This window comes from Nostoc foliaceum FACHB-393, from assembly GCF_014698505.1.
GTDB classification, from domain to species: Bacteria; Cyanobacteriota; Cyanobacteriia; order Cyanobacteriales; family Nostocaceae; genus Nostoc; species Nostoc foliaceum_A.
In genome coordinates this window covers 118,944-131,622 of record NZ_JACJTD010000013.1, presented here as the reverse complement: position 1 = coordinate 131,622, position 12,679 = coordinate 118,944, and the positions used below count along the sequence as shown (strand labels likewise).

Genomic DNA, 12,679 nt, shown 5'->3' with positions numbered 1-12,679 from the left:
TAGATAACTAGGATATAAGTCAATGAGTAAAAAAGTTTTAGTTAAGAAACAACAGATACAATCTCTTGATAATACTCTGGCATTCCGTGAGCGGTATAGAGATCAGTACTGGCAAAAATGTGATTCAATCTATAAGAGTAGGTTGCTTTGGAGAGCACAATCTTTCCGGCACATAGTTCACCTTATTCCGCATCAAACAATTTTAGAAATTGGTTGCGGTCAATGTCTTTTTACTCAACAACTGCTTAAAATTTCTCGTGGCGAAAACCCTATTACTTCAGTAACATTTACTGATAATCTTCGACCCACAGACTTGCCTTCATCTGTAGAGTTTATCAATGCTTCTTCTATCGCAGATGCACTAGCAGGGAGGCATTTTGATTTTATCGTTGCAATGGATCTTTTAGACGAGCGCAATTCTCCTTGGTTGCTTCAAAATGTCTACGAATTGCTAAACCCCGGTGGTCAAGTTATTTTTTATGAAAGTAATCCTTGGAATATAGTTCTGAAAGTGCGTCGATTTATGTCGCATTATTTGGGACAAAAAGATCCACGAAGACTGCTGAATCGCTCGGAACTTTATGAGTTAATTTCTGAACTTGGTTTCATTAGGGTATTTGCAGTATACAACGATTTTGTATACGCACCACTCACACGAAACTTGATTTGGCTACTACGAAATGTCTCAATTCTATTAGAAAATGTACCAAAGATTCAAACCTTGGCTGGCTCAATTCTAATTCATGCTCAGAAGCCTCCTCGTGTGCTTGAGCGACCTCAAATTTCTTTATGTGAACATCAGCAGTTAAGAGGAGCTATTTCTGTTGTGATTCCTTGTCATAACGAAGAAATGAATATAGTACCTCTGATTACTCGGTTGAAGGAATTATTTGGTGAATATCTGCATGAAATTATCCCTATTGATGATAATAGTCGAGACAATACTCGTGAGGTAATTCAAAGACTAGCTAATGAAGATCCAATAATTAGACCTGTATTTCGTTCACCGCCAAACGGTGTTGGTAGAGCGATCGCAGATGGTTATCGAGTCGCTACAGGTCGCTATATTTTATCTATGGATTGTGATTTTCAGCATCTCTTGCCTGAAATTCGCGATTTGTTTGATGCAGCGGCAGAAGGATACGATGTTGTTGTTGGTAGCCGTTTCTCTCGTCATAGCGTGTTGCTTAATTATCCTTTTCAAAAAATATTTGTCAATCGCGGATTCCACCTTTTAGCTCAAATTTTGTTTTTACGCCACTTTCGAGATTTAACGAATAACCTGAAACTCATGCGCCGAGAAGTTGTAGAAAATCTGCAATTGACGCAACCAGGTTTTGCCGTCAATGCAGAAACAGGATTACAGCCGCTCTTGATGGGTTACTCAATAAAAGAAGTTCCGATATCGTGGATCAATCGAACTCCAGATATGGGGGTATCTTCATTCCGTTTGCTCAAAGTCGGGGGTGGTTATTGGCAGGTATTGCTTCAACTCTGGCTCAAAGTTGTATTTGGTATTGGGGGTAAATTCTCCAATACCAATTTGACTCAACCGAGGCCGCATAAATAATTTCGCTTATCTAGATTCCCGTGTGAAGACGGTAGAGTAATAGAAAATAACGGGGTGACAAGCATATGTCAGCTTGTACCATAATGCTTTTAATCCCTTTTACCTCAACACAATTTAGGTTTTATTGATACTTTGATTGAGTACTGTTTTACTAAAAATTCTCTGAATAATTTTGATTATAGATGTATCAATTGAATTCAGAAATCAATCATAACTATTGTCAAGAAACCTGCTAAGGTTGATACTTTGGCAAATAAACAAGGCTAAATTTATTGTATTACAAGACTTTAGCCTGCTTGTTATCCCGTCGCTTTTCTAAATATATCTAGTTAGTAATTTTGAAGAATGTTAAGTATCTTTCTAGGGAGAATATTTTATGAATAAAGTTGATACATATCTGAAAATACTTAAATATCATGATATTAAAAGTATAGGAATTAGTATAGCTCATCAGCTCACATCAGGGTTAATTGAATTCAATATCCGCTCAGTATTCTTGCGCTCCAGGGTGAAGCACCTGTATGGGCCACAAGAAATTGTCTATGCTCCCGACGAACTGCTTGTAATTTCTGTTGTACGCAATGGGGAACTGTATATCAAATCATTCATGGAACATTATCTCTCTATGGGGGTTAAGCACATTGTGTTCCTAGATAATGGTTCAAATGATCGTACAGTTGAGATGCTATGTTCATACGATAGGGTAACAGTGCTTCAAACCGATGCACCATATCAAAAGTATGAAAATACAATGAAAAGATATTTAGCTGAAAGGTTCTCTAAAAATAGGTGGAATCTCTGCGTTGATATTGATGAACTCTTCGATTATCCTGATTCCACAAGCCTGAGCCTACGCGATTTCCTTCAGTACCTCAATGAGAACCACTACACGGCAGTAATCGCGCAGATGCTAGATATGTTCTCAAACACACCACTAGCGGAATTGGAGAGTAACATCAACGATTCACTAAGAGAAAAATACCCTTATTACGATATCTCTGCAATATATAAGACAGAATACCTCTGGTCGAAACCGGAGAATGACAAAATCAAGATGCACTGGGGTGGAATACGTAAAACTCTGTTCGGCACGAATAACGGACTAACTAAAGCGGCACTCGTCATGATGGATAAAAAAGTGAAGACTTTTGTTGGCTGGCATCATGCTAAGAACGCTCGCATAGCGGACATTTCATGCGTTCTTAAGCACTATCCGTTCATCAGTTCCTTCTACACAAAAGTGCAAGATGCAGTACGAACGGGAAGATACGGAATGCTTACTACTGGAGAGTATCTAGCTTACTGGAACGGGCTAGAGCGTAATCCTAACCTTAACCTGAAGTTTGAAACAGCAAAGCGCTTATCAGGTATAGAGTCGTTAATTGATCAGGAGTTTCTTGCAGTATCTGACAAGTATAGGGAGTGGGTGAATACTCACACACAATTACTCCGCTCGTAGATTATAATACTAAAATTTTTAGGATTGTAGATTTAATAACTTGCAAATATTGAAGTAGTTTAGCACACTTATTAGTACAATAAAAGGCTAGGCTACTATTCAAAGTTCAGAGCTACTTTCTAAGATATAAGGGTGCATTTTTAATATGTAATGCACCCTTGCTAAAAAAATATTTTATTTAATCCACCTTCCTTAATTAAATGAATCAAAAGCGGTTACAGCTTATTTTATTATTTTTATTAAGGAAGATTTGGATTAAGATCAAAAACTAAAACTGTATGCTTCTATTTAGATCGGCTAATATTGTCTGCAAATATTTCTTTCAAAATATCTTTAATTGTGTAGTTTAGTTCCCAATTAGGATAGTGGTTCTTGAATTTCTGAATATCACTAATCCACCAGATATGGTCTCCAATACGATTAGATTCGACATAGCTCCAGTTCAGCTTTTTTTCAGCGATGGCTTCGCAATGTTGAATAGCTTCTAACATGGAACAATTACTAAAACGACTACCACCAATGTTATAAACTTCAGCTATTCGTGGAGCCTGATAAAAGTGGTAGAAAGCATTCACTAAATCGTAGCTGTGGATATTGTCACGAACCTGCTTACCTTTATAACCGTAAACTTGGTAATTGTTACCCATGATGGTACATTTCATCAAGTAAGATAAAAAGCCGTGTAGTTTAGTCCCGGAGTGACTAGGCCCAGTTAAGCATCCCCCTCGAAAACAAGCAGTTTTCATGTTGAAATAGCGACCGTATTCCTGTACCAATATATCCGCTGCAACTTTAGACGCACCAAACAACGAGTGCTTGCTGTTATCAATGCTCATAGTTTCATCAACTCCCTGGTAGTAGGGATGTTTCTGTTCAATTTCCCAGCGCTGTTCTTGCTCAACCAGTGGAAATAAATTGGGAGTATCTCCATAAACTTTGTTGGTTGAGCAAAATATAAAGACGGCTTCTGGACAATTTTGGCGGGTATTTTCAAGTAATACTAAAGTACCATTAGCATTGATGGTAAAGTCAGTATAAGGGGCGCTAGCTGCCCAATCATGGGAAGGTTGAGCGGCTGTATGAATAATTAGGCTAATATCCTTGTTATAAGTTTTAAAGATTTGGGAGATTGCCTCGTGATCACGAATATCAACGTTATGGTGTATATATTGCTCACCATATTCCTGTAAAAGGCGATCACGATTCCATTCTGTCGAGGCATCTTTACCAAAGAAAGCCTCGCGCATATTGTTATCAATACCAACAACTGTAAAGCCGCGTTCACAAAAAAATCTAACTGATTCAGAACCAATTAATCCTGCCGATCCAGTTACTAAAATGATGGACATAGTAATCTCTGAAGTTTATTTAGTAGTAGAAAAACTGAAATATCGCATTTTTAATGTCTATGATTGTGCAGCACAGTCCCTGGAAAGTAGCGCAAGTATTTAGACATGTGTGAAATAGGCGATAATTCAAATGAGCGGAACAAACGGAATTGTAAAAATGCTAGACATTCATCAAGTGCTCCAACAAAATCGTCTGCTGAACATCAGATGCAGATTTTAAATTACTTCTGGAGCTTAAATAGCGATCGCTTCCATAATAGATAGATGTGGGTTGGTTGGAAAGTAATCATTTAATCTGCGATCGCTATTGCTTTATACGTAGATTAAAAAAAACTAGTTGGTTGACGTAAAATTAGTATATTTACTAACCTCCTAACCTTGATTGAAACTGGTAATGGGTTTTATCAATTAGTAATTACCACCTATTATGGTAATAACTCAGATATTTTTACCAAAAAGCTTTTGCTTTGCTACCTTGTAGTATGTCAGGATTTTCTATGCTTCTCTTTCTGATTTGTCGCGAGGTTGAAAAGGCGATCGCTAAAATTTTTAATTTTCTAATTGCTGTATATAAATTAGCTTTTTCGTTTCCCATGACAATTTTCAGAAAATCAATGGCTTTAGTGACAGTAAACCAAGGAAAGCCGTCATGTGCTATCACTTTTATGTTATGTTCTCCATATAATAATTTCATTCCCTGATGGGTAGTATTCCATCTATAGACTTGTTCCATCCAAGCCTTTTTTGCCGGCTTATCCATTGTCATATCTGTAATACTGGGTGTTCTATTTGTAGCAACAACTTCTAGAAATATGTCACCTGTAAAGCCTGCATGTTTAGCTAAAATAGTGGTATAAGTGTCATCACTTTTAACACCTGGATAGCTTTCAGCAATAAATGCTAACAAGCTAATCATGACATCAGTTCTACCCACTGTACCTGCTGCCGGCTTACACCGAAAGCCGTTATATTTACCATACACAATATCCATAAACCATTGGATCGGTGGCAGTTCTTCACTGAAATCAGGTAGAAGAACTTCAATTCCATCTACCATACCTTTTTGGTAAACAGCAAATCTATTCCTTGTACCTAAAATATCTATTTGTGGCTGATTTTGCAGTTGGCTTACTATTAACTTTAAACCATTAGATTCTGATTCAATCTCTGAATAATTTTGCTCAACTAAAAACTGAGATTCAGCATCAAAGGCTACTAAAATGGCGGGTGGTATCCATCCATTTCCTATACTTTTCAGTAGTAATGAACCATAAATATCTCCCAAAACTCTAATTTTACCTGCTGCGTATTGCCCTTCTTTTTGATGAACAAAGAATATCCTGTGTCTGGATTCTTGAGGTTCGATGTTATTTAAATAACAGGGTTCACCTTGACACATCAGATTGTCATATATTGGCGCTGGGATATTGTTTGCCAGCTTTTCTCCAGTGTATAGATGAATGACTTGGACATTTGGCAGCAAAGTAAAACGAGCAATCACAGTCGGACATTCAAAACCATTATTCAGACCGATTACTATATCAGCCATCATCCCGATTTCAGATATTTGTTGAATGATTTTAGGGATAGTATAGGGTAAATAACTTTCGGCTCCTTTAGTAGTTGCTACTATTCCTAATATTCTGGTGTTATCCAAAGTATTATTAGTTTTAGCCTGAATCCAAGCTCTGTAATACAGAACAGAGCTTACATCTGCTTCCAAAGTTCTGTCTTGTTTTTCCCGTAATTCAACCTTTTCCTTTTTTAAAATCTTGCTGGGGCGATCAGATGTTGTTAATAAGTTATTCACAAACATTGCTTTGCTCCTTTCCAATGTTCAAATGTTCAGTTTTAACTTGGCCGTATTCCAGCTTGACAATCCGATCTGCTAGGTAAAAATATTGGTCGTCATGACTGATAACCAATACAGTTTTCCCTCTATTCTTTAGTTCTGCTAGAAGTTGAGTATAGAAAATTTCCTTGAAGACAGGATCTTGATCTGATGCCCACTCATCAAACATATAGATAGGACGGTCTTCTAAATAGGCAGTAACTAAAGCAAGGCGCTTACGTTGTCCTTGAGAAAGGTCGGTGGTAGAAAGCACTCCATTATTGACCTTAACTTTATGGTCTAGTTGCAATTGAACAAGGTACTTTCGAGTCTGAATATCCAAATCGCCACTATCCAAACCCAGGAAGCGATCAAAAAGATAAAAATCGGAAAAGACTACAGAAAACTGCTGGCGATACCACTCTAAATTATGATTATCGATGAGCTTGTCATCTAAACAAATGTTTCCTGTTTCAGGAATGTAAAGCCCAGTAATTAATTTAGCGAGTGTAGACTTACCACTACCGTTACCTCCTACTATAAAAACAATTTCTCCTGGATGGAATTTCAAGTTAATAGGCCCAAGGATAAAGTTGCTTTCTTCTCGCTCCTGATAATAGGTGTGGGTTACATTTACCAGTTCTAGGCAGTTCCAATATTTTTCTGATGCCAGCGAAACATTGTAACCAATATCGTTTGAGTAATTTGCTAATGAAAGCCCTAAAGAATCGACTTTTTTTAAAGCAACTAAGGCTCTAGTTATGCTAGGCATCATACTCATAATGTACTCTAAAGGAGATATTAAGTAGATGATAGTTAGAGCATAAGCAGATAGAATTGCAGGAGAAATTTTATTGATAGTAGGTATGATGAATAAAAGTAACCCGATAGCAACAAAAAATAGAATTTGTCCCCAACTAGCAGCAGCAGCAAAGATACTCATACCCACAACATTATGACGGCGGGATGATAAAGCAGTGGTATGAAAGTCTTCAGAGAGAAATGCTTGGCGTCGCCGACGATGCAGCTTGAGTTCCTTTGTACCTTGAGTTACGGTACGGAAATGCTTAAACAATCTATCTTCCTGCTCACGAGCCAATTTTAGAAAGGACATAGCTTTCTTCATTGGTAGTGAATAGCTGAATATTCCCAAGAACATAAAGCTAATACCTATAAGGAAGACAATTTTAGATAACCAGCTTAGATAAATCAGGCAGGCAATCACAATAGCAATGTTAATGCATACAAAAGGAACAGTAATAACTGTGTTAGAGATTGTTTGAATATCTTCAGTAAGAACGGCTAAAAGAGCATGAGCACCGATTTGCTCTAAGTGACGTAAGGGCGAGGCAAGAATACGACGAGTTAAAAGTATTCGCAGGTTAAGAATAGCTTTTTGTGAAAGCTGGATCAACAAAACTTGAGAAGTAAAATTAGCAATTAATCGCAATAAGCAAAGACAGACAAAACTCCAAATTAGTATACTTTTTGATGGCTGATTTTGACTCAAGGTCGTATTAATTAGGGCAATTAGACCAGCGGCAGTACCACCGCTGAGAATACCAGCTAAAATTGCAAAATAGAGGTGAAGAGAAGAAGTACGTAATAGCAGGCGGATTAAGTTCATAACGTAATTGATTAACAACCCACAGTATTCCGGGCACATTAGCTAGCTACTTGTCATTATTTGACTATCTGCTAACTACTGAACCAGCAGTTTTTACCTCTAGGTGCTTTGAGACTCCAACGTGTTGGTAGAGTTTATTTTCAAATTTTTCCATACATACCAACCAATCAAATTTTTGTATGTAGAGGCGAGCCTGTCGAGACATTTCTTCTTTGAGAGCCGGATTTTCTAAAATCGCAATCACCTTCATAGCGAAATCTTTGGGGTTGTTGGGTTCAGCTAGGAAGCCGTTACGACCAGAGAATATCTGCTCTGAAGTTGAAGGCGCAAGGGCTGCAACTACAGGGGTTCCAGAAGCCAGTGCTTCGTTAGTCGTGGTGCAAAAGTTTTCGGTGACGGAGGGATTGACAAATACATCTGCTCGTGCAAACCAACCCAAAAGTTCTGTGCCGTGGGACTCGCCCCAAATCGTAATACCAGATTCAAACTTCTGGGCACGCCGACGGATCTCCTTATCTTGGGGACCGCTACCAACAATCACTAGATGAACATCAGGAATTTTGGCAGCAATGTGCACAAATGCATCCAAGAGTTGCTTGATATTCTTTTCCGCACTAATGCGTCCGACAAACAACAGAGTGGGTCGTTGATCGCCAGGAATAGGGTCATAACAAATGTTTTGGGGATGAAATTTTTCGCAATCAACGCCTTGATAAGAGAGATATTCTGCACGCTGGGCTGTCATCAGTTTGTACTTAGTGAGTTGTTCTTGGGAAGAAAAGTAATTAACGTCATAAGCCTCACTAAATTGCTTAATTAGAGCGGGAATCATAGGACGAATAAATCTGAAGAACCAGTCTCCTATGTAATATCGAATATAAGCAACGATATCGGTATGGAATATAGATATTATTGGGGTACCTGTTCGCTTTGCATATTCGGTACCAATGGGGCGACCATAACCTTGCAAAAAAAGTGAGTAGTAACCGATCATTTCTGGCGCTTCTTCAACCACAATAATGTCAGGTTGAAAATTTAAGAGCAACTGGGTATCACTCCAATGCCGATGATGCAATGGTTCGGGATGAACCTTGTAGAATATCAGTGGTTTAGTTGGGTAAGCATAAGAGGAAAAGTTGGAGAAAGATTGAACTTCCTCCAGCCTTAACATGGGGCGATCGCGAACTTCTTTGGGGTATAGCTCATTGACTTCAGGATGGATCAGAAAGACTTCATGTCCCTGCTGTAGCAACCAGCGAACCCGCTGGTGTACTCCCATAGAAACCCCCGACATGAACGGAGCATATAATGCTGTAAAAATCGCAATACGAAGAGGTTGTTTATTCATGGTCAAACACTTGATATCTATGGATAATGGTTTAACAATTGATATTTATGGATGATGGTTTAACACTTGATATCTATAGATGATGGTCTAACACTTGATATTTATGGATGATGGTCTAACACTTGATTTCTATGGATGATACTTTAACACTTGGTATGAAAACTTTCTAAATCAACTACGGTGATTCAATTATCTTTTGGATGTCTGTTTTTCTCAGCCATTCCTGTATGCGCTGCATCCCCTCTTGCAAACCAATTTTTGGTTTATAATCCAAAATTGTTTCTGCTTTAGCAATAGAATAAGCATAGGGACGAGTGATGAAATCTATAGATTCTGGCAGAATATCGGCTTTCTTGCCAAATAGTTTCTGTCCTTGAGAACGTAGTTTTATCAGAAGTTTAAGTTCATCTTTTGGCAGAGAATTAGGTGTAGGTACACCTGCTATGTCTACCAAATGAGTAAAATATTCTTTCCAAGATGTTTCTTGTCCATCAGTGATATTAAATATTTCACCGTAGGTTTCTTTTTCAATCGCCAAAAAGATAGCATCAATCAAGTTATCTACGTATACATGATTGATAACTCCCCTCCCATCGTTGGCATAGACAAATTCTTTTTGGCGCATCATCAGAATGGGTCGGACTATCCAGGGAATACTTCCTGGACCATAAACATCACCTGCTCTAATGATAATGATGCCAAAATCTGGCGGGGAATTTAGTTGTAATATTGCTTCTTCAGCTTCTATTTTTGTCTGACAGTAAGGATTATTTTCGCCAGACAACGGCCCAGATTCTGTGATGCGATCGCAATAGTTGAAACCATAGACCATACCACTCGAAAGATGCACAAAGTTTTTGACACCAGCATTCTTAGCAGCTTTAGCTATATTGACAGTGCCCCTAACATTTACCTCACGAAAATGGTCAATTGACCCACCTTCTTTAGCTAGTTCAGCCGTATGTGCAACAACATCTACTCCCTGACAAGCCATTTGGGCAGTAGCTGGATTAATAACACTACCAACAATCACCTCAACACCGAGTTTTTGCGCTTTTTTAGCTTTATCTGGGGAATTTTGCAGTCCACGGACTTTCATTCCCTTTGCTATAGCTAACTCAGCAAAACGCAAGCCGATAAATCCATTAATTTCTGTGATGAGAAGAGTTTGGTTTTCGATGTTCACAGATTTAATCTACCACTGTACTATTGGTACAAATTCAGGTGTTTTATCCACTTATTACATATAGTCAAAGTGGTTTTAATACTACCTATAAATCTCATTCGCTTGTGATTTATAAGCATATTATGACAGCAAGATACTCAATTGCAACTCAAATGCAACTCATACGCAACTTGATCAATACTTGAGTAATTTTTTGTAAAAATCAAAAAGTCATCCGTATAAAAATGCTAGAGCGTTATTTCTAGCATTTTTATGCGAATGACCTAAGCTTATTAGTGATTAGATGCTTCAGCTTTGCTGTCTCATGCCCTACTCTTAAAGCTTGCTACGCGCACGTGTTCCGCAGCAAAGAGAATCATGCTTTCCAATTCTTGGTTAAACAGTGAGAATTAAAAGCCTCTTTCACAAATTTAGATTTTGCATTCTTCTAGCTTCGATTTCAGAGAAGCGAAATGTTTTCCACCTAGTTCAACTTGTCCATCTGTACACCCGGCTTTCAATCTTTCGACTAGATAATCCAAGTCATTAGCTATAAAATTTGTCCCATGATCTGGTTCTATCAAACTAACTAGAGATATGTTTCTTGCTTGTTGTTCAGCCAAACTAGAAATACCTAGAAAGTTGAATACACCAGATTCATAGGTTCCACAAGGTACTGAAGGATTATTTACCCCAACACAGTATTCATTTGGTTTAAACCAATCAAATGCTGGGTAGCCGTGGAAATGAACAATTGGCGCACCATCTTTAATTAATTCTGGTGTATATAAAGCCGCAGAAAGGCTAATCGCAAGCATGACATAAATATCATAAGAAGGTTTCATATCTGCTAATTCCGAACGAATCACTTTAGGTAGTTGCAGATATAGCTTTTCTTTCAAACCAATTCTGATAATATCGTCAGCGATATTCAAGTCTGTTTTATTTGACCCTGAACGAGAACTTACAAGCCAAATATCTGGTATTTGCCTAAATACATACTTTTCTAGGATTTTGATTTTGGCATAGCGTCTACCTTTTTCATTTTGACGAAGTTCGTTACTACTAAATCCTTTAACAGGTAATAGACCTTCCCACTCATTTTTAGTTACTTCTATATCTCCAAAATATTGTGGAGGTTCAACATAAGCAACAAAACCATAAGAGACACCTGTTCTACCATTTATGATGACGCTGACAATATCTCTATGGGATTTTCTTTTAATCACTTCATCCAACTTAAAGCCAGGAGGGAATAAGCCTGTGGATGCCAATTCCTGCCCCAATTTCACTAATTTTGCAGCATAGCTAGATTCTTGCGGATTATACTGTCCTATCTCAAATCTACTCAATAAAAGTGGAGCAATCGGCACAAAAACTTTAGGAATTAGTGATTTCAGAACAAACCGTTCTATCTCATTTTTGGAGAAAATAGAGTCTGAAAGATTCATGTTTAATATAGAAATTTTATCAGATGATACTCCAATAACAATTTCTGAGAACGTTCTGATTAAAGTGTTTAAGCCAATATTGATTTTTTGTTTATACGGAATCAAAGGGTTGATAAAGTCATGGTCTATTTCAGTAAGTACAATTACTTGGGTTTTACTAGGATTGTCAACGTACTTAGCTGCATGATCCTCAGCCCAACTGCTCAATCGAGCCATTTTTATAACAGGTATTTTTCGACCATTTAAAACAAATTTAGAATAAAATTGATAGAGAAGCTCTGCTGTAAAAATACCAAGTTTTCTTAGAATAGAGGGAGGTATTTCTACATCAATAATTGCATTAACTTCTGATTTAACTCCTTTAAATTTGAATTTTTTATTTTTGTTAATTATCGGAATTGTTAAGTCATAGTTGAATTCTGCGATCGCTTCCTCCCAAGATAAAACTTTGACCCCATAATCTCTCAACTTAACTTCCAATTCTTGGCGAAATTTCCGAATCTCTTGATTTTTGTAGCTATTAGGCAAAGGTTTAAATGTAACTATCAGCTTTTGAGCCATAACTTTAGGATCGATAATTGGCGGCTTATACTCTACAGCTGATTGCTCTGAAAATCCCCCAATTAGACGACCAATAGTCTGTAAATTGAGTCCTTGACTTAAAGGGACAGACTCTAAATCAGTAGCGACATCCATCTCGTGCAAAAATGCCACAATCTCCGCTTTGCAAGCAACTATTTCTGCTTGCATTTCTAATGTGATTATGCCTTTGGGTGAGCGAATCTTTAATTTGTCGTTATCAACCCACAAATGAACACCCTGTTGAGTAAGGTTTGCTATAATTTCTGATGCGTTCATAGTTTCAAAATCTCCTAATTG

Annotated in this window: 8 protein-coding genes; 2 read left to right on the top strand and 6 right to left on the bottom strand. The window is 37.7% G+C overall.

Going from position 1 to position 12,679, the window contains the following annotated elements; all coding sequences use genetic code 11:
- Positions 1 to 22 precede the first annotated feature (22 nt).
- Together H6G92_RS13490 and H6G92_RS13485 are read left to right on the top strand one after the other, a co-directional pair.
- Positions 23 to 1,570 carry a bifunctional class I SAM-dependent methyltransferase/glycosyltransferase family 2 protein gene (locus tag H6G92_RS13490; protein ID WP_190894183.1) on the top strand — a complete coding sequence of 516 codons (1,548 nt, stop codon included), beginning with the start codon at positions 23 to 25 and terminating at the stop codon, positions 1,568 to 1,570.
- Positions 1,571 to 1,946: 376 nt separating this feature from the next.
- The gene (locus H6G92_RS13485) at positions 1,947 to 3,029 is read left to right on the top strand and encodes a glycosyltransferase family 2 protein (RefSeq protein WP_190894182.1); all 1,083 of its coding nucleotides are present in this window, start codon (positions 1,947 to 1,949) and stop codon (positions 3,027 to 3,029) included.
- 284 nt (positions 3,030 to 3,313) lie between these two features.
- On the opposite strand, the gene H6G92_RS13480 is transcribed toward H6G92_RS13485, so the two are convergent.
- The 6 genes from H6G92_RS13480 to H6G92_RS13455 form a co-directional block, all read right to left on the bottom strand.
- Positions 3,314 to 4,378 (bottom strand): NAD-dependent epimerase/dehydratase family protein, encoded by a 1,065-nt coding sequence (locus H6G92_RS13480; RefSeq protein ID WP_190894181.1) that lies wholly within the window; start codon positions 4,376 to 4,378, stop codon positions 3,314 to 3,316.
- Positions 4,379 to 4,826: 448 nt separating this feature from the next.
- Entirely contained in the window at positions 4,827 to 6,194 is a 1,368-nt protein-coding gene (locus H6G92_RS13475; RefSeq protein WP_190894180.1) for a hypothetical protein, read from the bottom strand.
- Positions 6,181 to 7,836: a cyclic peptide export ABC transporter gene (locus H6G92_RS13470; protein ID WP_190894179.1), complete on the bottom strand. Its 1,656-nt coding sequence runs from the start codon at positions 7,834 to 7,836 to the stop codon at positions 6,181 to 6,183. The genes H6G92_RS13475 and H6G92_RS13470 overlap by 14 nt, the downstream gene beginning before the upstream one ends.
- Positions 7,837 to 7,900: 64 nt before the next feature.
- Positions 7,901 to 9,184, bottom strand: coding sequence for a glycosyltransferase (locus H6G92_RS13465; protein ID WP_190894178.1), 1,284 nt, complete (start codon positions 9,182 to 9,184; stop codon positions 7,901 to 7,903).
- Positions 9,185 to 9,359: 175 nt separating this feature from the next.
- The gene (locus tag H6G92_RS13460; protein ID WP_190894177.1) at positions 9,360 to 10,370 is read right to left on the bottom strand and encodes an NAD-dependent epimerase/dehydratase family protein; all 1,011 of its coding nucleotides are present in this window, start codon (positions 10,368 to 10,370) and stop codon (positions 9,360 to 9,362) included.
- A 410-nt stretch (positions 10,371 to 10,780) separates the two neighbouring features.
- Positions 10,781 to 12,658, bottom strand: coding sequence for a TubC N-terminal docking domain-related protein (locus H6G92_RS13455; protein WP_190894176.1), 1,878 nt, complete (start codon positions 12,656 to 12,658; stop codon positions 10,781 to 10,783).
- Between the last annotated feature and the right edge of the window lie 21 nt (positions 12,659 to 12,679).

Excerpts from the sequence above, each read along its gene's own strand:
- H6G92_RS13475 (WP_190894180.1), bottom strand. The coding sequence starts at position 6,194 with ATGTTTGTGAATAACTTATTAACAACATCTGATCGCCCCAGCAAGATT.
- H6G92_RS13465 (WP_190894178.1), bottom strand. The coding sequence starts at position 9,184 with ATGAATAAACAACCTCTTCGTATTGCGATTTTTACAGCATTATATGCT.
- H6G92_RS13490 (WP_190894183.1), top strand. The coding sequence starts at position 23 with ATGAGTAAAAAAGTTTTAGTTAAGAAACAACAGATACAATCTCTTGAT.
- H6G92_RS13480 (WP_190894181.1), bottom strand. The coding sequence starts at position 4,378 with ATGTCCATCATTTTAGTAACTGGATCGGCAGGATTAATTGGTTCTGAA.
- H6G92_RS13485 (WP_190894182.1), top strand. The coding sequence starts at position 1,947 with ATGAATAAAGTTGATACATATCTGAAAATACTTAAATATCATGATATT.
- H6G92_RS13470 (WP_190894179.1), bottom strand. The coding sequence starts at position 7,836 with ATGAACTTAATCCGCCTGCTATTACGTACTTCTTCTCTTCACCTCTAT.
- H6G92_RS13455 (WP_190894176.1), bottom strand. The coding sequence starts at position 12,658 with ATGAACGCATCAGAAATTATAGCAAACCTTACTCAACAGGGTGTTCAT.